Source organism: Bacillus sp. SRL543 (assembly GCF_984799205.1).
The window spans coordinates 4,150,380-4,173,478 of sequence record NZ_OZ481794.1 but is presented as its reverse complement, the minus strand read 5'-3'; the positions used below and the strand labels follow the sequence as shown (position 1 = coordinate 4,173,478).

Annotated in this window: 22 protein-coding genes; 17 read left to right on the top strand and 5 right to left on the bottom strand. The window is 47.3% G+C overall.

The annotated features are described in order from the left end of the window. The first annotated feature begins 11 nt into the window (after window positions 1–11). The 5 genes from AC4E8B_RS21320 to hpf all read left to right on the top strand — a co-directional run bounded on the left by AC4E8B_RS21320 (window position 12) and on the right by hpf (window position 3,516). Complete coding sequence (locus AC4E8B_RS21320) at window positions 12–1,529, top strand: flagellar hook-associated protein 2 (RefSeq protein WP_490215425.1); 1,518 nt, start codon at window positions 12–14, stop codon at window positions 1,527–1,529. Between the two features lie 42 nt (window positions 1,530–1,571). Next, window positions 1,572–1,973: a flagellar export chaperone FliS gene (gene fliS / locus AC4E8B_RS21315; RefSeq protein WP_490215424.1), complete on the top strand. Its 402-nt coding sequence runs from the start codon at window positions 1,572–1,574 to the stop codon at window positions 1,971–1,973. Next, a complete protein-coding gene (fliT, locus tag AC4E8B_RS21310) occupies window positions 1,973–2,314 on the top strand; it encodes a flagellar protein FliT (RefSeq protein WP_490215422.1) in 342 nt (113 codons plus the stop codon). Before fliS ends, fliT begins: the two co-directional genes overlap by 1 nt. A 9-nt stretch (window positions 2,315–2,323) precedes the next feature. Beyond that, window positions 2,324–2,713 (top strand): DUF8042 domain-containing protein, encoded by a 390-nt coding sequence (locus tag AC4E8B_RS21305; RefSeq protein ID WP_490215421.1) that lies wholly within the window; start codon window positions 2,324–2,326, stop codon window positions 2,711–2,713. Between the two features lie 248 nt (window positions 2,714–2,961). Continuing rightward, window positions 2,962–3,516: a ribosome hibernation-promoting factor, HPF/YfiA family gene (gene hpf / locus AC4E8B_RS21300; RefSeq protein WP_490215420.1), complete on the top strand. Its 555-nt coding sequence runs from the start codon at window positions 2,962–2,964 to the stop codon at window positions 3,514–3,516. 458 nt (window positions 3,517–3,974) lie between these two features. On the opposite strand, the gene AC4E8B_RS21295 is transcribed toward hpf, so the two are convergent. Continuing rightward, window positions 3,975–4,364: a sporulation protein gene (locus tag AC4E8B_RS21295; protein ID WP_490215419.1), complete on the bottom strand. Its 390-nt coding sequence runs from the start codon at window positions 4,362–4,364 to the stop codon at window positions 3,975–3,977. Window positions 4,365–5,065: 701 nt separating this feature from the next. Between AC4E8B_RS21295 and AC4E8B_RS21290 the strand changes: the two genes are divergently transcribed. Together AC4E8B_RS21290 and AC4E8B_RS21285 are read left to right on the top strand one after the other, a co-directional pair. Beyond that, complete coding sequence (locus AC4E8B_RS21290; protein WP_490215417.1) at window positions 5,066–5,638, top strand: chromate transporter; 573 nt, start codon at window positions 5,066–5,068, stop codon at window positions 5,636–5,638. Then, window positions 5,635–6,165, top strand: a complete 531-nt coding sequence (locus AC4E8B_RS21285) for a chromate transporter (protein WP_490215416.1) — start codon at window positions 5,635–5,637, stop codon at window positions 6,163–6,165. The genes AC4E8B_RS21290 and AC4E8B_RS21285 overlap by 4 nt, the downstream gene beginning before the upstream one ends. A gap of 64 nt (window positions 6,166–6,229) precedes the next feature. Here the strand turns inward: AC4E8B_RS21285 and AC4E8B_RS21280 are convergent, their stop codons facing one another. After that, window positions 6,230–7,888 (bottom strand): methyl-accepting chemotaxis protein, encoded by a 1,659-nt coding sequence (locus tag AC4E8B_RS21280; RefSeq protein WP_490215415.1) that lies wholly within the window; start codon window positions 7,886–7,888, stop codon window positions 6,230–6,232. 13 nt (window positions 7,889–7,901) lie between these two features. Continuing rightward, window positions 7,902–8,894: a BMP family lipoprotein gene (locus tag AC4E8B_RS21275; RefSeq protein WP_490215414.1), complete on the bottom strand. Its 993-nt coding sequence runs from the start codon at window positions 8,892–8,894 to the stop codon at window positions 7,902–7,904. A gap of 130 nt (window positions 8,895–9,024) precedes the next feature. Here AC4E8B_RS21275 and AC4E8B_RS21270 point away from each other — a divergent pair, with 130 nt between their 5' ends. The 5 genes from AC4E8B_RS21270 (at window position 9,025) to prfB (ending at window position 16,447) form a co-directional block, all read left to right on the top strand. Next, entirely contained in the window at window positions 9,025–9,867 is an 843-nt protein-coding gene (locus AC4E8B_RS21270) for a DUF1028 domain-containing protein (protein ID WP_490215413.1), read from the top strand. 99 nt (window positions 9,868–9,966) lie between these two features. Further along, window positions 9,967–11,862, top strand: coding sequence for an SEC-C metal-binding domain-containing protein (locus AC4E8B_RS21265; protein WP_490215412.1), 1,896 nt, complete (start codon window positions 9,967–9,969; stop codon window positions 11,860–11,862). A gap of 15 nt (window positions 11,863–11,877) precedes the next feature. Next, window positions 11,878–12,162, top strand: a complete 285-nt coding sequence (locus AC4E8B_RS21260) for a hypothetical protein (protein ID WP_490215410.1) — start codon at window positions 11,878–11,880, stop codon at window positions 12,160–12,162. 571 nt (window positions 12,163–12,733) lie between these two features. Next, a complete protein-coding gene (secA, locus tag AC4E8B_RS21255; RefSeq protein WP_490215409.1) occupies window positions 12,734–15,247 on the top strand; it encodes a preprotein translocase subunit SecA in 2,514 nt (837 codons plus the stop codon). Between the two features lie 95 nt (window positions 15,248–15,342). After that, window positions 15,343–16,447 (top strand): peptide chain release factor 2 gene (gene prfB, locus AC4E8B_RS21250; protein WP_490215408.1). Its coding sequence is split into 2 segments (ribosomal slippage): window positions 15,343–15,414 and window positions 15,416–16,447, totalling 1,104 coding nucleotides; the frame shifts between segments, so codons are not numbered across the junction. Between the two features lie 90 nt (window positions 16,448–16,537). On the opposite strand, the gene AC4E8B_RS21245 is transcribed toward prfB, so the two are convergent. Then, window positions 16,538–16,975 (bottom strand): hypothetical protein, encoded by a 438-nt coding sequence (locus tag AC4E8B_RS21245; RefSeq protein ID WP_490215406.1) that lies wholly within the window; start codon window positions 16,973–16,975, stop codon window positions 16,538–16,540. A gap of 289 nt (window positions 16,976–17,264) precedes the next feature. Between AC4E8B_RS21245 and AC4E8B_RS21240 the strand changes: the two genes are divergently transcribed. From AC4E8B_RS21240 to AC4E8B_RS21220, 5 genes are all read left to right on the top strand, one after another. Then, window positions 17,265–18,137 carry a YitT family protein gene (locus AC4E8B_RS21240; protein ID WP_490215404.1) on the top strand — a complete coding sequence of 291 codons (873 nt, stop codon included), beginning with the start codon at window positions 17,265–17,267 and terminating at the stop codon, window positions 18,135–18,137. A 43-nt stretch (window positions 18,138–18,180) separates the two neighbouring features. Continuing rightward, a complete protein-coding gene (gene cccB / locus AC4E8B_RS21235) occupies window positions 18,181–18,498 on the top strand; it encodes a cytochrome c551 (protein ID WP_490215403.1) in 318 nt (105 codons plus the stop codon). A gap of 341 nt (window positions 18,499–18,839) precedes the next feature. Further along, window positions 18,840–19,526, top strand: a complete 687-nt coding sequence (gene ftsE / locus AC4E8B_RS21230; RefSeq protein WP_490215401.1) for a cell division ATP-binding protein FtsE — start codon at window positions 18,840–18,842, stop codon at window positions 19,524–19,526. Continuing rightward, entirely contained in the window at window positions 19,516–20,409 is an 894-nt protein-coding gene (gene ftsX / locus AC4E8B_RS21225) for a permease-like cell division protein FtsX (RefSeq protein ID WP_490215399.1), read from the top strand. The genes ftsE and ftsX overlap by 11 nt, the downstream gene beginning before the upstream one ends. A 158-nt stretch (window positions 20,410–20,567) precedes the next feature. Next, window positions 20,568–21,914 (top strand): murein hydrolase activator EnvC family protein, encoded by a 1,347-nt coding sequence (locus tag AC4E8B_RS21220; protein ID WP_490215398.1) that lies wholly within the window; start codon window positions 20,568–20,570, stop codon window positions 21,912–21,914. 54 nt (window positions 21,915–21,968) lie between these two features. On the opposite strand, the gene AC4E8B_RS21215 is transcribed toward AC4E8B_RS21220, so the two are convergent. Next, complete coding sequence (locus AC4E8B_RS21215) at window positions 21,969–22,997, bottom strand: STAS domain-containing protein (protein WP_490219825.1); 1,029 nt, start codon at window positions 22,995–22,997, stop codon at window positions 21,969–21,971. Between the last annotated feature and the right edge of the window lie 102 nt (window positions 22,998–23,099).

Here is a 23,099-nt window from a genome sequence, read left to right as displayed (position 1 = left end):
TTGGTGAAATTATGGTACGAATTGGCGGCCTGGCAAGCGGGATGGATATCGATCAGCTGGTAAGTGATTTGATGAAGGCTGAAAGGATGCCTCTTGATAAAATCAATCAGAAAAAGCAGTATACTGAATGGCAGCGTGATGATTACCGTTCAATGAATACAAAACTGCTGGAATTGGATCAGCTGATTTTTGATGGAATTGGGAAGCAAGGTTCCTACATAAAGAAAAGTATCAGCAGCACGAATCCGGATGCAGTGGGAATAAAAAATATTAATTCAACTACAGACTTTTCCGGTTCTATAGAAGTAACACAGCTGGCACAGCCTGCGAATATGTTCAGTAAAGGTAAACTAACTATAAATCCTTCTAAGAAACTTAGTGATCTAAACTTAACTAATCCGCAGAAAATTTCTATAAGAGCAATCAATAAAGATGGGATCCTCGAAGAGAAAGGATACGAGTTAACCTTTAATCCTTCAACTGAAACCCTAGACAGTCTAATTAGCCAAATAAACGCAAATTCCGGAGTAACAGCTTTTTTTGATAGCGTTACAGGGAAAATCTCTTTGACTGCTAAAAATACTGGGAATATTCCTGACGATCCTCTCACTCCTGACAAAAAAGGAGCAGAGATTGTACTGACTGGAAATTTATTTACCACTCTAAACTTAGATTATAACAATGAAGAATCTCAGATGAACAATGTGGGAAATGAAGGAGTTAATGCGGAGTTTATATATAATGGACTGTCTACATCCCGTCCTTCAAATACCTTCCAAATAAACGGAGTAGAAATTACTCTGAAAAATAAAACGACCGAGCCAGTTACCTTCTCTTCCAGCCCCGACGTCGACGCCATCATGGACACCATCGTCAAATTCGTCGACAAGTATAACGAAGTAATCGAAGCATTAAAAGATAAAACAGGCGAGAAGCGTTTCCGTGACTTCCAGCCTTTAACCAGCGAACAGCGCAAAGACATGGAAGAGAAGGACGTTGAGCTGTGGGAAGAGAAAGCAAAGAGTGGTACATTAAGAGGCGATTCCATTCTGGCCAGCAGTCTGAATAAAATGAGAAGCGACCTGTATAGCCCGGTCAGCGGTTTGTCAGGTTTCAGCCAGCTAGCTCAAATCGGCATTACCACGACCAGTAATTACCTGGATGGCGGAAAGCTTACTATAAATGAAGATGACCTCCGAAAAGCAATCTCAGAGAATCCGAATGGAATCTATGAGCTGTTCCAGAAAGAAGGCTCTAAGATTTCGGAAAAGGGACTTGCCCGGAGATTAAGGGATTCAATTAAATCAACGATGACCGATATCGAGTCAAAGGCCGGAAAAGCGTCAAGTGTTAATAATACCTTTACCATTGGTCAGCTTTTAGACGGCTTTGATAAGCAAATCACTCGTTTCGAGGATCGGTTGACCCAAGTAGAAAACCGCTACTGGTCCCAATTCACCGCCATGGAAAAAGCCATCCAGCGCTCAAACGAGCAGATGGCGTACCTGATGCAGCAATTCGGAGGATAATTACAGCCGCTGGGAATACAGTTTTGAAAGGAAGTGTCCTACATGGCCACAAAAAATCCATACCAATCATATCAGCAGAATTCAGTTACGACGGCTTCGCCTGGGGAGCTGACGCTGATGCTTTATAATGGCTGTCTGAAGTTCATTCTTCAGGCGAAGAAGGCAATTGCTGATAAGAATATTGAAGCAAAGAATACGAACATCCAGAAATCGCAGAACATCGTCAGGGAATTGATGGTGACGCTCAATATGGAGCTGGAAGTGTCTCAGAATATGATGTCGCTCTATGATTATATGAACCGCCAGCTGATTGAGGCGAATTTGAAGAGTGACGCAGCCATCCTTGACGAGGTGGAGAGTCTTGTGACTGAGTTCCGCGATACATGGAAAGAGGTTATCCAGGTGAACCGCCAGAAGCAGTTCAGCCAGGCGGGGCAGATTTAATGAGCTCTGTTGAACGGCTGTATGCTTTAACGGCCGGGCTGATTGAGAAGCTGGAGCAGGGAAACGACCGTGATGAAAAGATAGGCTGGATTGAAGAAGCTCTCGAAGAGCGGGAGCAACTGATGAAGGAGGTCCAGCCGCCGTATTCAGAAGGAGAAAAGGCCCTCGGAAAAAAGCTGCTGGACCTCAATATCCGACTGTCGCAGCTGATGCAGAAGGAAAAGGCTCTGATTCAAAAGGATATCAAGGGTCTCTCCATCAAGAAAGAATCGAATAATAAATATGTGAATCCATATCAGTCGATGGCAACGGACGGTATGTTTTACGATAAACGAAAATAGGTGGCTTCTATGATCAAACTCGAAGAAAATCAGCATATATTAATGAAGGAATATCAGGACCTGCTAGTAACGGTCGAAGAGGCACTTGAATACATCGTGGCGAGCTTTGATAATCTGGAGAAGACTGAAGGCGACCGTTTGCTTTTGGATGTATTCCAGGCGCTGCCTCATATTGCAAGTACCAGTGAACAGCTGAGCAGGCTGTTTGAAAAAGAGTCTCCGGCTCTTGAAGGAGCTTTAGCCTCATTTCATAAGGTGGCGGAAAAAGCTGCTATGCTGGAAGGGAACTTCGGCAGCCTTGAGAAAAAGCAGCAGATAATCCGTGAACATCTTTACCCGGCTTATACAGACTGGAGCCAGAAGGTCCAGAAGGAGCTTAAGCCTTATACACAATCCTGACCGCTTTCATTGAGCGGTCTTTTTTCTTTTTCATGGGCGGGGGCTGTGAGGCAGCTGAATCGACAAGCATTCGACAAATGTTTTCATTATATCTCAATGTTTTTGCAGGACTTTTCTGGGGTACAGTAGAATTATATTTACATAGTCTTAATAATATCTAAGACTAGGCTTTTTCAGGAAAAGGCGCCTTAAGGGCTGCGGCTGCCTGCGAAAAGTTCTACTGTATAATGAAAAGGAGGAGTTCATCTATGAATTATAACATTCGTGGTGAAAACATTGAGGTAACTCCAGCGATTAGAGAATACGTAGAGAAGAAGATTGCGAAACTGGAAAAATATTTTACTGAAACTCCTGATGCAAATGTACATGTAAACTTAAAAACGTATAATAATAACCGCTCCAAAGTGGAAGTGACCATTCCGATGCAGAATCTGGTGCTCCGCGCTGAGGAGGATCATGAAGATATGTATGCGGCGATCGATTTGATTGCGGATAAGCTGGAACGGCAGATCCGCAAGCATAAAACAAAAGTGAACCGCAAATTCCGTGAGAAGGGCAGCCCGACTGCGATGTTCTCTTCTTTTGATGAGCCGGGTGCACCGGTCCTGGAAGAAGAGGATACTGATCTTGAGGTTGTCCGCCAGAAGAGCTTCGATTTGAAGCCGATGGACAATGAAGAGGCGATCCTGCAGATGAATCTTCTCGGCCACAGCTTCTATGTATTCACCAATGCGGAAACGAACCGCACCAATGTAGTTTATAAGCGCAAAGACGGCCGCTACGGCCTGATTGAAGCTCAATAAGAATAAAGAGACCCTGCTCCACATCGGAGCAGGGTCTTATTATGGTTAGAAGACTTATGCAGCGTTGCGGTTTCTTTTTTTCCCGCACCTGACACATTGATCATTATAATAGCTGTATTTATGGTTCTTTAAAAAGAAACAAAAGAGGGCTTTAAACTTCAAGTTCGTTCACTCCTTCGAATGTTATACCCTCTACTATACTATAAAACCATGGAAAAAACCTTCTTTTATACTAAATAAATTACATATAGTGGATAAAAATTCTTTATAAAGAAAATGTCAATATGTTCTTTATGTCGAATCTTGGGAAGTTTTGAAAGCAGGCTGCACGAGCTATACCCGCGGCGGATTTTTAACCTCCAGCGCGGATACAGCCTGATACCCGGTTTCAATGATACTTACAAGTACCGCAGCCATAATAATCTGTTTAATTTTCCTTATATTCACTGTTTCCTCCGTTAAGCCTGAACAATAGTAATTTCATCTAAATCCGCACTTTTGACGCCTTCGTTAAAGATCATCCGCGTTTTAAAGCGGTAGGAGCGCTTTTTCCCGGAGAGCTGGAGTGTTTCCGGCAGAGTGAAGTGGAACGGCATATGGTTGCACTCATCCGATTCGATTCTTTTCGAAGTCAGGATGGTGGCAGAGTCTATGACGTTTTCTCCCGTCTCATCGGTCACCACCAGGTCGCACTCGATCCGCTTGATCTGCTGGTCAATCGTGCCTCCCTCAATATTGAAATAGCCGGAGATGCTCTCGCCCGGATGATAGCTCAGCTTTGGCAATATAAGGTCAATCCTCGCCGACCCGACACCTATCAATGACATATATTTTCGTAAAAGCAACATAAATCTCTCCTATTGTTTTTTTTGTTTTATTATTTTGTTAGTCTTTGGATGTCCTGTTTAAACTTCATTTTGGAAACTTCTTTTTTACATTCCCTGCCCCTTCTGGCATTCCAGCCACAAAGCTCTTTTCTTTTCATATGCACGCCCGCAAGGTTTTACCACACTTGTCTGCCAAAAAAGGCGCATGTCCCGCAACGGAAAAAGGCCTTTGCCATGCTGGGATTATCCAGCGCGGCAAAGGCCTCTTTGAGTGCATAAATAAAGACCTTTGCCGTTCAGGCAAAGGTCTGGCTAACAGAATCGTGTCTGCCAGCAAAGCCGAGAGCGGATGCTCTGTAATGACGACTATGCTGTAAAAGCTACTCCCCTTTGTGGGAGACGTGCTATGAATTTATAGATTTATTGTACAAAATATCGCTGGAAAAATCAATTATTTTCTAAAGGTGTACTCGTTTTTTTCAGATTAAGAAATGATAGAGGCCTCGTCCAGCATTGTCCTGCCCGGCGGAACAGAATCCCGGACAGGCGGAAGCATTGCTGTCCTGTAATGAAATAAAGTAAATGGATAGGCAAAGGGGTTATAGCGCGTTATAATTAGAAAATAATAATAATTAGGGCAGCCCTCCTTGCACTATGCCGGGAGGGCTGCCGGATGCCTGTTCATCGGGCATGCCGGAAAGGATGAATAAGGTGATTCAGCTATGAAGCATGCAGACATATTCTTAGCCTTTTTCAGGGTAGGAATCCTGGGCTATGGCGGCGGCCCGTCCTCTATTCCGCTCGTCCATAAAGAAGTTGTGGAAAAATACAAGTGGATGGATTCAGATGAGTTCGGCGATGTGCTCGCGCTCGGCAATGCGCTTCCGGGACCGATTGCCACGAAAATGGCGGGCTATATCGGCTACCGGGTTGCAGGGGCCTGGGGGATGCTGAATGCGGTCATCGCGACAATCGTGCCGACGATCATCCTGATGGTGCTTCTCCTGACCGTGCTGAATTCCTACAAAGACCAGCCTTGGGTGCAGGGGATGTCAACGGCGGTTATACCTGTTGTTGCCGTCATGCTCGCCACTTTGACTTGGGATTTTGTGAAAAAGTCGGTCAAATCGAATCTCGGCTGGGGATGGACGCTGCTTTTTGTGGCCGGAAGCCTGGTTTTATTGGAGGTCCTGAACGTTCATCCCGCAATCATAATCATTGCTTTATTGCTCGGGGCGCTTCTTAAAAGGGATTCAGCAGGCAAAAATGCGAAAAAGGAGAAAGACCCAGCATGATTTATATCCAGATATTTTTAGCTTTTTTCATTCCCGGGATCCTTGGCTATGGCGGTGGCCCTGCCTCCATTCCGCTTGTCGAGAATGAAGTGGTCGACCGCTACGGCTGGCTCAGCACAAGTGAGTTCAGCGAGATGCTTGCATTAGGAAACACGCTTCCCGGCCCGATCGCCACAAAGATGGCCGGCTATATCGGCTATGATCAGGGCGGAGTTCTTGGTGCAGTTGTCGGCGTCTTTGCCACAGTTGCTCCGTCGCTCATCCTGATGATCGGCCTTCTCGGGCTGCTGATGAAATACAAGGAATCGCCGCGGGTCAAACGGATGACGGTCGTCATCAGGCCGGTCATCGCCGTCCTTCTCGGTGTCATGACGTACGACTTCCTGTTTTCCTCTTATGAAGGTGCCGGTTTTTGGCAGACTCTCTTCATCGGGGGCGTCAGCCTTGTGCTGATGGAGAAGTTTAAAGTGCATCCGGCGTATGTTATTGCCGGGGCGCTAGTGTATGGCGGAGTATTTTTGGGATGATAGAGAAAAAAGAACCAAATCCGAAAATGGATTTGGTTCTTTCTTTTGCGGCGCCTGCTTTCAATTAACTTACCTTAAACTTCCCAAGCTCCCGCTTCATTTCCTCTGTCAGATCTTCAAGTGCTGTGACTTTTTCGCCTACCTGCTCGAAGGAACGGAGCTGGGCGTCGGTGGATGCAGAAATCTCTTCTGTCCCGGCTGCCGTTTCTTCTGTAACAGCAGATACATTTTCAATCGCCGCAATGACCTGCTGGCTCATGCTTGCGGATTTTTCCGTGCCTTCCGCAAGTGTTGTAAGCTGGTCATAAATTCCGGCCACATGTCCGGCTATGGTGAAAAAGCTGTCTTCTGTTTCTTTGATGGATCCTAGCTGTTCGCCGGTCAGTTTGCTGCCCAGCTCTGTTGCATTCAGTATGGTAGAAACGCCCTGCTTAATGCTTGATACCATGCTGGTGATCAGGACAGTGGCTTTTGAGCTGTCGTCTGCCAGCTTCCGGACTTCTTCAGCAACTACGGCAAAGCCTTTGCCTGCCTCGCCGGCGCGGGCTGCTTCAATGGCTGCATTCAGTGCAAGCAGATTGGTCTGCTCAGCAATTTCCCTGACCGTGTTGGCGGCGTTTTCGATTTTGCCGGTATACTCGGCGAATTCCTGGACGGAAGATTTGATTCCTTCTGATGAGCTGGAAAGCTGTCCGGCAAAAGCTGCCTGCTTTTCCAGTGACTTGCGTCCGGCGTCGATGGAGCCCATTGCCTCCATGCTCGCCTGGAGCGAGCTCTGGCTTTCCTGCTGGACCACTGTAAAGTTGTCGCCCATGCTGCGCATAAGCTCTGCGGTTGACTGGATATCCTCGGAAATCGCCTGGCTTCCTTTGGCAAGCTCTTCGGTGGAAACAGCAACCTGGCTGCTGCTTTCTGTCACACTCTCCATATAACCGGATACTTCCTTTGAAAAAGTGGACACTTGCTTTCCTACATCATCTATCGATTCAACGGTTGATTTTACATTGACGATCATGTCGGCAAAAGCTGAGCGCAAAAGGTCTATTTCAAATCTGCTTGCCGGTTTTGCCTTTTTGATCTCGATGGTCAAATCTCCCTTAGCGACTCTTCCTGCCTGTTGGACGATTTCATTGAGCGGCAGTGTGATCTTTTTGGCTGCCAGCCATGAAAAGCCTCCGGACAGAAGAATCAGCAGGATGCTGGCGATCAGGGATGATGTGACAATAAAGCCGATCTGTTTTTCCATCTGGGCTGTCTTGGCTTCATACCACTCTTCTGCTTGCTTGTCCAAAAAGTAGAAATCATTCATGATGCCTGCGATGCGGATGGACTGCCGCTTGATTTCCGGCTGGTTCCCGCCTTTAAGGGCATCGCCTGCTTCTTTTGCTAGGATGCTGAATTTACTTTCTGCTTTTGTGAAAGTGGCTTTCTGGTCTGCTTCATTTATGGCAGATTTCAGCTGCTTCAATTCTTTTTCAATATTCCCGAGCATTCCGGAAGCTTCCTGTTTATTAGCGTCAGTGCCGGTCGCCGCTGCGTTAGCTAACGACTGCCTGGCACTGACAAAGTCGCCGTTCAGGGCTTCTATTTGCAGAAGGATCTCTACATCTTCCCTGGAGGAGTTCTGAAGCTCAAGGATCTGGCTGATCATATAACCGATGATTACAGTTGATAAGATAAGGGGGATGATGGCAATCATCATCAGTCGGTTGCGCAATCTCATGGTGCAGCCTCCTTTATGGTTTAGTAGAATTTACAATAATGTCGCCGGCAATGATTTCATCTTTGGCGGCAGTTAGGGCCTTTTTCTGTTCTTCCGAGAATGGGAAGGCACGCAGTTCTGCAAGGCCGACACCGTTTTCAGCCAGGCCGAGGACAAAGGAATGCTGTTCAATTTTTCCTTTTTCTTTTAAAAGCTTAGCGATGTCATAGACGGCAACATCGATATTCTTCAGCATACTGGTGACAATGGCTTTTTCCGCAACGAAGAACTGATCAGAGTCGACTCCTGCTGCGTGAACCTTTTTTTCCTGGGCCTTCTGGAGCGCACCATAGCCAGTAAACCCGGCTGCAGGATAAATGAAATCTGCTCCTTTGCTAATCTGTGCTTCCGCAATCTTGCCTCCAAGCTCAGCATCGCTGAATGAGCCTGCGTATTCGGTCAAAATCTTGATATCGGGTTTTACATGCATGGCACCTTGGATGAAGCCCTGCTCAAAGTGGTGGATGACTTCTGCGTCCTCACCGCCGATGAAGCCAATCGTGTTCGATCGGCTTGCCATGGCTGCTGCCATTCCTACCAGGAAGCTGCCTTCGTGCTCCTTGAATGTGATCGAAGCGATATTCGGCAATTCTGATACGGCATCAATCAGCAGGAATTGCTGTTTTGGATATTTTTTTGCGATGTTCTCAAGCGCCTCCTGTGCTGTAAAACCGAGACCGATGACAAGGTCATTTTTTCCCTCGACAAGCTCTGTCAGCTTCTCCTCTAAATCCCCGTCTGGCGCTTCTTTATAATCAAACAGGACGCCCATCTCATCTCGTGCCCTTTCCAGGCCGCGAAAGGCCGAGTCATTGAAGGAATCGTCCCCCAATCCTGTTTCCGACATTAAAATGCCAATCTTATATTCCTTTTCCTGCTTTTCCTCTGCTGCATCACCGGGCAGCGAGCATCCTGCCAAAAGTAGAATGCCCAGCAGAAGCAGGCCTAACTTTTTCACCAATTCCATTCACCTCTATCAAAAAATTCTCACGTGAAGTATATCGACAGATTGTGACATTTATTTAGAAGGAAGAAAAAGGAGAAAACGTTTAGAGAAGCGAAAGAATATAAAGAGAGATTTTTAGGAGGAATGCAATATGACTTTTTCAATCATTGGCTATGATCCGAAGGAAAAGGAATGGGGGATTGCGGTCCAGTCCAAATTTTTGGGTGTCGGTGCGGTCGTGCCTTTTGCTAAAGCAGGCGTCGGGGCGGTGGCGACGCAGTCTTATGCGAATACAGCTTACGGGCCGCAGGCGCTCCAACTGATGGAGCAGGGGAAGACCGCGCAGGAGGCAATTGAGCTCATTACGGCTGAAGACCCTGACAAGGAACTGCGCCAGGTCGGAATCGTCGACTTTCAGGGGAATGGGGCCACTTTTACAGGAAAAGGCTGCTATGACTGGGCCGGCGGGACTGCAGGTACCCATTTTGCAGCGCAGGGCAATATTTTAGTAGATGAAAATACAGTAAAGGCGATGGCTGATACTTTTACCAGCAGTGAAGGCACTTTGGCTGAACGGCTGCTTGCCTCTCTTAACGCCGGCCAGGGAGCAGGCGGGGACAGCCGCGGACAGCAGTCGGCAGCTCTATTGGTGGTAAAAGAAAAGGGCGGGTATGGCGGCTTTAATGACCGCTATATCGATCTGCGTGTCGATGACCATCCTGACCCGATCACTGAACTGATCCGAATCTACCATCTGCAGCAGCTTTATTTTGCACCGAGCAAAGAGGGCAGGGTTGCTGACATTGAAGGAGATGTGGAGGCAGAATTGGGCAGCCAGCTCGTGAGGCTCGGCTATCTCAAAGAAAAGGCATCTGGCGGGGAGTTATACAAAGCGCTGAAGACCTATATACATACAGAAAACTTTGAAGAGCGCGAGCAGGTTGAGGGGAAAATAGATCTGGATATACTGGAATATATGAAGAGACAAGAATAGCAGCTGCCGTTTGGCGGCTGTTTTTTATAAGTGGTTCCAATTTTTCAGGGATTATGCTACAAAGAAGATAGAATGATTGTGCGGAAGGAGAGATAGATATTGAGCGGAAGAATCAATAGGAATGATCCTTGTTCATGCGGCAGCGGGAAGAAATATAAAAAATGCTGCGGCAGCAAGGATGTGATTGTGATATCGGACAGGATGGAGGGTGAAATCATTGCTCTCCAGGGAGAAGCGATCGAATTCGCGAAGCAAGTATATGGCGAACAGCTCCAGGAGTCTTTTGAATTGGAGGATCTTCCGTACATTGATAAGGAAGAAAGAGAGTTCTATGAATTTGTCCACGCGTTCTGGTTCACAGCTTTTGGAGAGCTCGATTCCGGCGAGAGGATCATGGATTTATTTATAGAAGAAATGCTCCCGGTTTTAAAGAATTCCTACCTGAAGGATATCCTGCAGAAATGGGACAAGCCGTTTGCCTTTGCCGGCGTGATCAAGGAGCGGGCCGATAACAAGCTTCTGATTGAGGATGCGCTGAGCGGACAAGCTTTTACAGTGGCAATCCTTGAATCTTACAAAGATATAGAGGCAGGCCGTTTTGCATTCGGCATGCTGCTTCCTTATCTGGATCATCACGTATTTTTCCCGGCGCCGTTTGAACTGGACGGGGAACACAATGATCAATATATGGAGTTTATTTTAAAAGAATATAAAACAGCAAGGATGGACGATCCGCAGGAATTTCTGCAGGAGTTCTTCCTTGAGCTGATGGAAGAAGCGCCAAGGGCTGCTATGACTTTTGAGTGGCCGAATGAAGGGGCAGCGGAGGTTGCTGATTTATTTGTGGAAGATATGGAGAAGGAAGGCGAGGATGGCACGATCATTAATCTGGGGGTCATGCTCTGGATGAAATATATCGAAAAGACCGGCAAGAAGCCGAAGAAGGCCGGGATTTATGTGGCGGGCCTCCGCTATCTTGTCGGCACTCTGGCCAATCCGTCAGGCCCTGCGTATACTCAAAAACAGCTGGGAACTCTCTACGGTGTTTCTGCAGCCAGTGTCTCGAATGCTTATGGGGAAATCTATTATGCCAGCGAAGACGTGCTGGAGGAAATTTTAGAAAATGAGCTTCAGGAGCGGGCTTCCCTGATGGGATCAGAGATGATGATTCAGGATTTGATGGCTCTTGTCGGGGAGCAGGAGTTTGAGAACGAAGAGGAATTGGATGACTTCCTTCAGGGACTCATGAATAAACCGCTGCCGAAAAAAGCTTCGGCCACCAAGAAGGGTAAAGCTCAGGATATCATGTATGAAGCATTCGAAGCTTCCGGGGCAAAAAGATACAAGCTTGCCGAGAAAGCGCTGGAGCTGAATCCCCTCAATAGTGATGCCTATAATATCCTTGCTGAAAAGGAAGATCTTCCGGAAGCGGCTAAGCTGTTTAAAAAGGGGATGGAAGCTGGACAGAAGGATCTCGGGGAAAGCTTTTTCGAGGAAAACAAAGGCCACTTCTGGGGCTTGGTTGAAACGCGGCCATTTATGAGGGCTAAAGCCAATTATGCACAGGCGCTTCATGAGCTTGGCAGTCTGCCGGAAGCGATTGGGCATTTTGAAGAGCTGCTGGAGCTGAATCCGTATGATAATCAGGGTATCAGGTATATGCTGTTCCCGGCTTACTGTGAGAGCAGGCAATATAAGAAAGCACAGAAGCTATTGAAAGCTTATCCGGAAGAAATGGCTGCAGGCCTCTTCAATCAGGTTCTGCTGGAGCTGCTGGAAAAAGGCTTTACAAGCAAAGCGGCTGCGCTGCTGAAGAAAGCAAAGAAGCAGAATCCATATGCAGCCGATTATCTTTCAGGGAAAAAGAAAATGCCGCGCGAGGTTCCGGACTATTACAGCTGGGGCGACAAAAATGAGGCTATCGCCTATGCGGGCGGCCACCTTCATTTATGGAAGGAAATTCCCGGAATTCAGACGTGGCTGCAAAATAACTAAAAAGGATGCGACATATTGAATATATTTTTCGGATGGCTGTTTAAAAAGAATTACCGCAATCTGAGCGACCTGATCTCTCTTGGCGCGCTCCTGCTCTTAGTAAGGCTGATTGACTTTGGACCGGTGCGGGAAAATATTTATCTGCTCATTCCAGTGCTGGTGGTGCTATTTGTCCTGGTGCGGGTGCTGGAAACCATTACAGCCAGATTCCTCGGCGACCAGAATAAGAAGCTGGAGTACAGCACGTTTGCTTTTTCGGTGCTGGGGATTGTGGTTGTTACATCTTTGCTTAGGTTTTGATTGGGCCGGTGCTCCTTGGTTGGGGGTGCCGGTTTTTTTTTGTGGGGAATTGGAATTATTTGTATTTTTAGTAGAATCATGTGTAATTTATGTAGAATCATTGTGATTATTGGTAGAATGACAGGAATTTTTTGTAGAAAAAACAAGATTTTTTGTATAATCCCCGTTGGTAAGCTGTATTGGAGCTTAATCTCTGGTTCAACAACTGTGATCATGATTCAGAAATTGGTCAATATCATAAAAATTATGCTCATCAGTCTCAAAATCAAACTACATACCTTAAAATCAACTCACATTTCCATAAATTAATATCAATTTGCCAGCCTGGCACCCTAAAATTCATGCATCCCATTTACAGCATACTTCGTGCACTTTCTCACAATTGTTGTCACTCTATAGAGGAAGTGGTAGAATTAAGGAGGAAACCTGCGATTTTTTGCAGGAGGAGATAGCTGCTGTAATAGCGAAAGGTACAGGAGCGGCAGTTGCATGAGTTGCTGCTGTTTTATTTTTCATTAAAAGCTCTGAGGCCAATTGATGAGCCCATATCCAATATAAAGGAGCGTTTTTGATGCTTGGGATTTTAAACAAAGTTTTCGATCAAAATAAACGCGATTTAAAGAAACTGTCGAAGAAGGCGGAGCAGATTGATGCCCTGGCTTCAAATATAGATAAGCTAACTGATGACCAGCTGCGTGACAAGACAGCTGAGTTCAAGCTGCGCCTGGAAAAAGGCGAGACGCTTGATGACATCCTTGTCGAAGCATTTGCTGTTGTCCGCGAGGCCGCGAAGCGTGTACTTGGCCTTTACCCTTACCCTGTCCAGCTGATGGGGGGCGTGTCCCTTCATGAGGGGAATATTTCCGAGATGAAAACCGGTGAAGGTAAGACGCTGACAGCAACCATGCCGGTGTACCTGAATGCCCTGGCAGGAAAAGGCGTTCACGTGGTAACGGTCAATGAATACCTGGCCAGCCGTGACGCGACGGAGATGGGCCGTCTTTATGAATTCCTGGGCCTCACTGTCGGACTGAACCTGAACGGACTTTCAAAAGAAGAAAAGCAGGCTGCCTATGCGGCAGATATCACATATGGCACAAATAATGAGCTTGGCTTTGATTATCTGCGCGACAATATGGTCCTTTATAAAGAGCAGAAGGTCCAGCGTCCGTTGTATTATGCGGTAATCGATGAAGTCGACAGCATCCTGATCGATGAGGCGCGTACACCGCTCATCATTTCCGGCTCTGCGCAAAAGTCTGCCCAGCTTTACATCCAGGCAAATGCTTTTGTCCGCAACCTGAAAAGGGAAGACGACTATACTTATGATGAAAAGACAAAGGGAGTCCAGCTGACAGAGGATGGTATGACGAAGGCGGAGAAAGCTTTCGGCATCGATAATCTTTTCGACATTTCCCATGTGGCGATCAACCACCATATCACACAGGCTTTGAAGGCGCATGCGAGCATGCATCTTGATGTCGATTATGTTGTCCAGGACGGCGAGATTGTCATCGTTGACCAGTTCACAGGCCGTTTGATGAAAGGGCGCCGCTACAGCGACGGCCTGCACCAGGCGATCGAAGCGAAGGAAGGCCTGGAGATCCAGAACGAAAGCATGACGCTTGCGACGATTACATTCCAGAACTATTTCCGGATGTATGAAAAGCTGGCCGGTATGACGGGTACAGCGAAGACGGAAGAAGAAGAATTCCGCAATATCTACAATATGTATGTAACGGTGATCCCGACGAACAGGCCGATTGCCCGTGATGACCGTGCTGATTTGATTTATGCGAGCATGGACGGCAAGTTCCGCGCGGTGGTCGAGGATATTGCCGAGCGCAACCAAAAGGGCCAGCCGGTTCTTGTCGGTACGGTGGCCATCGAGACGTCTGAAATCATCTCTAAATATCTGACAAAAAAAGGCATCCGCCACGATGTCCTGAATGCGAAAAACCATGAGCGCGAGGCGGAGATCATTGCCCATGCCGGTGAAAAAGGTTCTGTTACCATCGCCACGAATATGGCGGGACGCGGTACCGACATCAAGCTTGGCGAAGGCGTGAAGGAAGTCGGCGGCCTTGCGGTCATCGGTACGGAAAGGCACGAAAGCCGCCGGATCGATAACCAGCTCCGCGGACGTTCCGGACGCCAGGGAGATCCGGGTGTGACTCAGTTCTATCTTTCCATGGAAGATGAATTGATGCGCCGCTTCGGGTCTGACAACATGAAATCGATGATGGAGCGCCTTGGCATGGATGACACTCAGCCGATCCAGAGCAAGATGGTGTCAAGAGCGGTTGAATCTGCACAGAAACGCGTTGAGGGCAATAACTTTGATGCGCGTAAGCAGCTTCTTTCATATGATGATGTATTGCGCCAGCAGCGTGAAATCCTTTATGCACAGCGGAATGAAGTGCTTGAGTCCGAAAACCTCCGTGAAATCGCCGAGAAGATGATCAGTGCTGCCCTGCAGCGAAATGTGGATGCTTTTGCCCCAGCTGTCGAGGATGAAGAGAACTGGAATCTGGAAGGCCTGCTTGATTATGTGAACGGCAACCTTCTCAATGAAGGCGACCTTACTGTCAACGACCTGCGCGGCAAGGATACAGAAGAAATCTTTGAAGCCATCTATGCGAAGGTGAAAGAGCGCTATGATGAAAAAGAAGACATACTGGAAGAACAGATGCGCGAGTTTGAAAAAGTGGTAGTGCTCCGTGCTGTCGACAGCAAGTGGATCGACCATATCGATGCGATGGACCAGCTGCGCCAGGGGATCCATCTCCGCGCCTATGGCCAGATCGATCCGCTGCGCGAATACCAGCATGAAGGCTTTGCAATGTTTGAGAACATGATTGCCAGCATTGAAGAAGATGCGGCCAAATACATCATGAAGGCAGAGATCCGCAATAACCTTCAGCGTGAAGAAGTGGCCAAGGGCCAGGCGGTCAACCCGAAGGAAAACGAAGGCGGAAAAGTGAAGAAAAAGCCGGCCGTCAAGCAAATGGATATCGGCCGCAATGACAGCTGCATTTGCGGAAGCGGCAAAAAGTACAAAAACTGCTGCGGCAAAGAGGCTTAAGCATAAGAACAGAAGAGGGCCGGTGAAGCTCGATCAGCTTTGCCTGCTCTCTTTTTTCCTGATACACTGTAAAAAAACTATTAGAGGTGACTGGAATGGAATTAGCAGACATTCGCAACGAGTTAGAGAGAACAGCTAGAGTATTAGCGGACTTTAGGGGGTCTCTTTGACTTAGAAAACAAAGAGGCGCGCATTGCAGAGCTTGATGATGAAATGCTGCACCCGAATTTCTGGGATGACCAGAAGGCGGCGCAGGTTGTCATCAGCGAATCGAATGCACTCAAGGATCAGGTCCATGAATTTCATGACCTGTATGAAACATTTGAAAACCTGGAGCTTACTTATGAGCTGGTAAAGGAAGAAAGCGACGAAGAACTCCAGAATGAGCTTTCCGAAGAGCTGACCGAGCTGAGCAAGCGCCTTGCGGACTTTGAGCTGCAGCTTTTGCTGAGCGAGGAATATGATAAAAATAACGCCATCCTTGAGCTTCATCCTGGAGCCGGCGGTACAGAGTCGCAGGATTGGGGTTCCATGCTGCTGCGCATGTACACGCGCTGGGCAGAGAAAAGGGGCTTTAAAGTTGAGACGCTTGATTATCTGCCAGGCGATGAAGCCGGGATCAAGAGTGTAACCCTTGCGATCAAAGGGCATAATGCCTACGGCTATTTGAAGGCGGAAAAAGGCGTTCACCGCCTCGTCCGGATTTCACCGTTCGATTCTTCAGGCCGCCGCCATACATCCTTCGTCTCCTGTGAGGTTATGCCGGAGTTCAATGATGAAATCGAAATCGATATCCGTACAGAAGATCTGAAGATCGATACGTACCGGGCGAGCGGCGCCGGCGGTCAGCATATCAATACAACTGACTCTGCGGTCCGCATCACCCACTTGCCTACCAATGTAGTGGTGACTTGCCAGACCGAGCGCTCTCAGATCAAAAACCGCGAGCACGCCATGAAAATGCTCAAAGCCAAGCTTTATCAAAAGAAAATTGAAGAGCAGGAGCAGGAGCTGCTGGAAATCCGCGGCGAGCAGAAGGAAATCGGCTGGGGAAGCCAAATTCGCTCATACGTATTCCATCCGTACAGCATGGTCAAGGACCACCGCACAAGCACGGAATCAGGAAACGTCCAGGGTGTGATGGACGGCGATCTCGATCCGTTCATCAATGCTTATCTGCGTTCAAGACTGAGCTTATAATATTGAAGGAAAATCCATTGCCGGATCCGGCAATGGCTTTTTTAATGTGGAATATGTGTGGGGTTATTGCTGAGGAATGTAAGGAGCTTTCTATACTTTTATTGTCTTTTTCAGCTGGTTGATCTCCTTATCATGAACACCGGTTTTCTTGCTTAAGTACTCAATATCAATTTTCGCTGCGTTCAGTTCATTGGAAACTACCTGGTACAGCTTTTCATGAGTATCAAGCTTTGTTTCAATCTTTTTGAAATGGCTTCTCATTTCGGTGGTAAGATTGTCGAACCTTTCATCCGTAGCATCGAACCGCTTGTCCATGCCGTCAAGCCTTACTTCTACTGAATCCAGCCTATTCTCCACAGAATCGAGCCTGCTTTCAACAGAATCAAGCCTTGTCTCTACATTCGTTAGTCTATTTTCAATAGAGTCCAGCCTTTTATCGACACCATCAAACCGGCTGTTCATCTGCGCCCCTAGGTTCGCCATCTGCTCCTGCATGCTGACCAGGATTTGTTCGAGTGACTTCTCCATGTTTTTTCACCTCCTTTTCGACATTATACCACTTTTCAGTCTGCCGGAACCCTTTTTGTATATTTTTGTAAAATGGACAGAAACTATAAAAGCATTCATTAGTTTATCTGCAATCTGCAGTTTCATACCCTTCTGCTCCACTCCTTTAATACGTCACTTTATTGGCATTTACAGCCTTTTTTCAACATGCTATACTCACTTTCGGCTGTGAAAAGCCTCTGGAAGAAAAAAAGTAAACAGGAAACTTTCGACAAATATCGGGAGGTGCCTGTCACCAATAAAGGATGGGATGCAAGTGAGCAAAAGAAAGAGGGGAAGTACATATAATCCGGGGGCGGAGCGGGCGCTTGAGTATTTGTTTGTGCTTGTGGGCTCCGGGATTGTGGCAGTGGCGTTCAATGTATTTTTGCTGCCTAACCGGATTGCTTCCGGCGGAGTAAGCGGGATCAGTACGATTTTGGACGCATTGGTCGGCTGGGAGCCGGCTTATGTGCAGTGGGCATTCAATATCCCGCTGTTCATCGCAGGCCTGGTATTCTTAGGCAGGCAGTTTGGCGCAAAGACTTTGGCCGGAACCATATTCCTGCCCTTAGTCGTATTTATGACGAGCCGTGCTGAGCCATGGACACAGGATCCGCTTCTTGGCGCTCTTTTCGGCGGAATCGGGGTCGGCCTCGGGCTTGGGATTGTATTCCGGGGGAAGGCTTCAACGGGAGGAACCGATCTGGCAGCACAGATCATCAATAAATATACGGGGCTTACCCTTGGGACATGTGTGGCCATCATTGATGGCATGATCGTCCTGTCTGCAGCGGTCATCTTTGATATTGAAAGAGGTTTATATGCACTTATTGCCCTTTATGTGACAACCAAGACGATCGATTTGATCCAGGTCGGCTTCAGCCGTTCGAAAATGGCCATGATCATTACGGACAACCAGGCAGCTGTCAGGGAAGGCATTTTGAATAAAATTGACCGCGGAGTGACAAAACTATCAGCATATGGCGGATATACCGACCATGAACGGCCAATCCTGATGTGTGTCGTTGATCAGACGGAGTTCACGAAATTGAAACAACTCGTCAAGACCATAGATCCTCAAGCGTTTATTATAGTAATGGATGCATCTGAAGTGCTCGGCGAAGGCTTCAAGCGCGCCTAGGCTGCAGATGTCCGGTTACACCGGATTCAGGGAGGTATGCAGGATGAAGAAGAAATGGATGATGATTTTTATGGGGGCATCCTTAGTCCTTGCGGCATGCGGCGGCGGGGAAGAAGCGAGTGAAGGCAGCGAATCGGCAGGAGCGGGCGACCCGCAAAAGCTGTTCACCCAGAAATGCTCCAGCTGCCATGGCGACAATCTGCAGGGCGGAGTTGGACCGAGCCTTGAGAAGATCGGGTCACAGCTTTCACAAGAAGAAATTGAAAAGACGATTGCAGAAGGTAAAGGTGCCATGCCGCCAAGGCTTCTTGAAGGCAAGGATGCCGCTGCGGTGGCAGAATGGCTTGCCGCTAAAAAGTAAGAACAAAGAACCGATGTCCTACTTTAGTAGGGGGTCGGTTCTTTTATTTTTGAAAACAAGAAGGTTTTTCCAATGTTTTTGTCGTATTTTAACACATTACGTTTCCCCTTTTTAGGAATAAAGAATCATTTTTTATACAAATGAAAAGAAACTGTAATATTTTTTTCCGTTATTTTGACAAAGTATGATGTTATAATGGGTTGAGTGAGAATACGAACAAGCTGCTTTTAGTAGTTTTGTGTTTAATTTTGTCACGTTTTTATAAACACTGTTGTCGAATTGCTGTCGATTTATGGCGAAAAGTTAATTCTATTCTTAACACTAAACTACAGGTGATATAAATGATCGAAATGCAAGACGTATATAAGAAGTATTCCAACGGAGTAACTGCTGCCAACGGGATAGACGTACGGATCAAGCAAGGAGAGTTTGTATATGTTGTAGGTCCGAGCGGGGCCGGCAAATCCACCTTCATCAAAATGATGTACAGGGAAGAGAGGCCGACATCCGGTACGATTACGATAAATGGCGTGAACCTTGCAACGCTGAAGCCGAACAGAGTTCCGCTGCTCCGCCGAAACATCGGCGTCGTATTCCAGGATTTTAAGCTGCTTCCTACTTTGACAGTCTATGAAAATGTCGCATTCGCCCTTGAAGTGATCGAGGAGCAGCCAAAATATATTAAAAAACAGGTCATGGAAACCCTTGAGCTGGTCAATCTGAAGCATAAGGCGCGCATGCTGCCGACTGAGTTGTCAGGCGGGGAGCAGCAGCGTGTATCCATTGCCCGCTCCATCGTGAATTCGCCGAAGGTAGTCATCGCGGATGAGCCTACCGGGAATCTTGATCCCGAAACCTCATGGGAAATCATGAATATCTTTGATGAAATCAACACGAGGGGCACTACCGTCGTGATGGCGACGCACAACAAAGAAATTGTCAATACAATCAAGCATCGCGTAATTGCCATTGAAGGCGGAAGAATCATACGTGATGAGCAGAGGGGGGATTACGGTTATGAAAGCTAGGACCCTTCGCCGTCACATCAGGGAGAGTTTCAAGAGCCTCGGCCGGAACGGATGGATGACCTTCGCCTCCGCCAGTGCGGTGACCGTCACTCTCATCCTGGTCGGTGTGTTTTTCGTTATTATGATGAATCTCAATCAAGTGGCTACCACCATTGAAGAGGACGTGGAAATCCGCGTTCACATCGATGTTGCTGCAAATGAGCAGGATCAGCAGGTTTTACGGAATAAAATTGAACAGATACCCGAAGTGGGAAGCGTCGAATTTTCAGCCAAGGAAGAAGAATTGACCAATCTGATAGACAGTCTTGGAGATGAAGGCCAGGCCTTCAAGCTTTTTGAACAGGACAATCCGTTGAACGATGTATTTATCGTAAAAACGAAAAACCCGGAAGATACAATGAAGGCGGCAGAGCAGATCGAGAAGCTGCAGTATGCCACAAAGGTTAAATACGGGCAGGGACAGATCGAAAAACTGTTCGGCTTTATCAATACAAGCCGGAATGTCGGCCTGGTCCTGGTAGTGGGCCTGCTGTTCACCGCCATGTTCCTGATCTCGAATACGATTAAAATCACAATCGTTGCAAGAAGAAAAGAAATTGAGATTATGAAGCTGGTAGGGGCGACCAATGCCTTTATCCGCTGGCCGTTTTTCCTTGAAGGACTGTGGCTGGGAGTACTGGGGGCGATCCTTCCGATCGTGCTGGTGGCAACCACTTACAATTATGCCTATGATTATATCTCGCCAAGGCTTCAAGGCCATTTCATCCAGCTGCTGGAGTTCAATCCATTTGTCTACCAGGTATCCGCTCTCCTCATTCTGATGGGAGCATTGATCGGAGTCTGGGGCAGCCTGATGAGTGTCCGTAAATTCCTTAAAGTATAAAAGAAAAGATGCATGGAAGGGCCCTGCAGGGGGGAACCATACTCCGGGCCCTTTATGCGTCATAGAATAGACGCTTGAATAGTATGAAAAGTTTCAAAAACATATAGAAGACGATCTAACCCGTACATATGGCCCCATTGGAAAGGAGAAATCGGAACTTGAAAAAATCAATAGCAGCGTTTTCTTTTGCCGCGGCTGTCGGCCTGGGAAGCATCTTTGGAGGCATCCCTGCCAGCCAGGCATCAGCGAGCAAAATCAGTGATCTAGAAAGCAAGAAGAATCAAATCCAGGAACAGCGCTCCGGCAATGACAGCAAGATTAACAGCGCAGATTCAGAGATTAATAGACTTCAGGGTGAGCAGGACCAGGTAAGCAAGGAGCTTGAGCGCCTGAGCCTCTCCATTTCCGATACAGAAACGAAAATCAAGGAAAAAACAGCACAGATTGCTACAACGAAAGAAGAGATTGAAAAACTGAAGGCCGAGATCGTGGTCATCATTGACAGGATTAATAAAAGAAACGAAATGCTTAAGGACCGCGCCCGCTCCTTCCAGATAAATGGCGGGATGGTCAGCTATCTGGATGTCTTGATGGGAGCGCAGAATTTCAGCGACTTCATTGACCGTGTGGGAGCTGTTGCTACGATTGTGGAAGCAGACCAGGATATCCTGCGCGAGCACCAGGCAGACAAGAAGCTGCTTGAGGAAACGCAATCAAAGGTGGAAAGCGAGCTTGCTTCCTTAGAGAAGATGCGCACCGATCTTGAGGCCATGAAAAAGCAGCTGAATGCCCAGAAAGCTGAAAAGGACAAGCTGATGGCCAGCTTAAAGAATCAGGAAGAACATAAGCATGCTGAAAAGCTGAATCTTGAAGAAGAAAATGAACTGCTGGCTGCCCAGGAAGCTGCCATCAAGCAGGCAATCGAGCTTGAGAAGAAGCATCAGGCAGAATTGGCGAGGCAGGCTGAGCTTGAGCGCCAAAGGCGTGCGGCTGCAGCGGCGGCTGCCAAGAAAAACAGCTCATCAGGAAGCAGTAATAGCAGCAGCAGTAGCAGCAACAGCGGCGGTGGAGGCGGCGGCCCAGTATCTTCCGCACCTTCGATTTCAGGAGGCAACTTCACGAAGCCTGCTGCAGGTGTTGTGACTTCCGGACTTGGACAGCGCTGGGGATCCTTCCACGCGGGTGTGGACATCGCTAAAAGCGGGACAGTCCCAGTCGTGGCAGCGGCCAATGGCGTTGTTATCAGATCATATTATTCCAGCAGCTATGGAAATGTCGTATTCATCTCCCATTCTATAGGGGGACAAGTATACACAACTGTTTATGCACATTTAAGCAGCCGTTCAATCGGCACCGGAGCGACTGTCTCAAAAGGGCAGCAGATCGGCATCATGGGCAATACCGGTGATTCACAAGGCCAGCATTTGCATTTTGAACTGCACAGGGGCCCTTGGAATGCAGCCAAATCCAATGCAATCAATCCGATCGGCATCGTGCCGATGTAATAATGAAAAAGGAAGAAGCTATTAAGCTTCTTCCTTTTTTAATGCATATAAATATCAATCCGTTTGCTTTACAGGGGCTATTTCAAGTCCTTCCATACTGAGTGCTTCAGTGATGGCATGCTTGAGTGTGGCAAAACAGTGCTGGTCATTAAGCGTGATATTCCGCTCTGTCAGCTGCATGCTGATCTGCGGGGAGATGCCTACGATGAAAGGCTGTACCCCCATCAGGGTGGTTGTTTTTGTCAGGTTATTCAAAAGCTGCAGTATGTAGTCATCGACTGAGTTGATGCCTGTTATATCGACAATCAATGTGGAAGGTTTGTGCAGCAAAAGGCCAGTCAGGACTTTTTCAATCAGCTGTGAAGAACGATTTTCCTCAAACTTGCCCATAAGCGGGAGGACAGTGATGCCGTCTATCACAGGAATCAGCGGTGAAGAAAGATCATTCACAAGCTCGCTCAATTCTTTTGTACGCTGGTCTACCTTTCTTTCAAGCTCAAGAATTGCCTGCTGTTCTTTTTGGCGGATGCTATCGTGAATGTTTTCCTTTGGTGTAATTTTTGAGGGAAAATAGCTGATTTCTGTATATGGGCTTCCTTCAAAAGGACTGGCTGTGATTTCATACCATATGCTTGTAGCAAACAGGCCAGACAGCACACCTGCCCAGTGGCCCGGGATAAACGCCCCTGCCTTGTTTTTGCCCTGTGCACGAACTACTCTTGTTTCCCAGTCATTCCTAAGCCGTAGAGCAGCTGTTCTCTTTTCTGCGGAGTAAGAAGTGATCTCTACCTGTCCCCAACCCGCACCATTATAAACATGCGGCAGATAAGCCAAAATAGAATCCAGAGTCCGGCCGGATTCTTTATAGAATCGGCTGACATCTTCGCCTGTCCTGTATCCCGCTGTTTCAAGCACAAGCCTGGCAGAGTCATCCCCGGCCACTTCTTCAATCGTATTAAGGAAGGTCTTCAGCGTGGTTTTGATCCATAAAAGGACCGCATCATCTCCTTCAAAAGCAAGGGAGCCGCCGTCTTCATTCCAATGGATGGTCGTTTGTCCCATTTTGAATTCGTTATTTGTCATTTCCTCCAAAAAGCTTCCTCCTTCAGCCAGTAAGTTATCATAAACGTCGTTTCCATTTTAACCTTTAGCGAGGGGTAATACCATAAAAAAGAGAAAGAACGT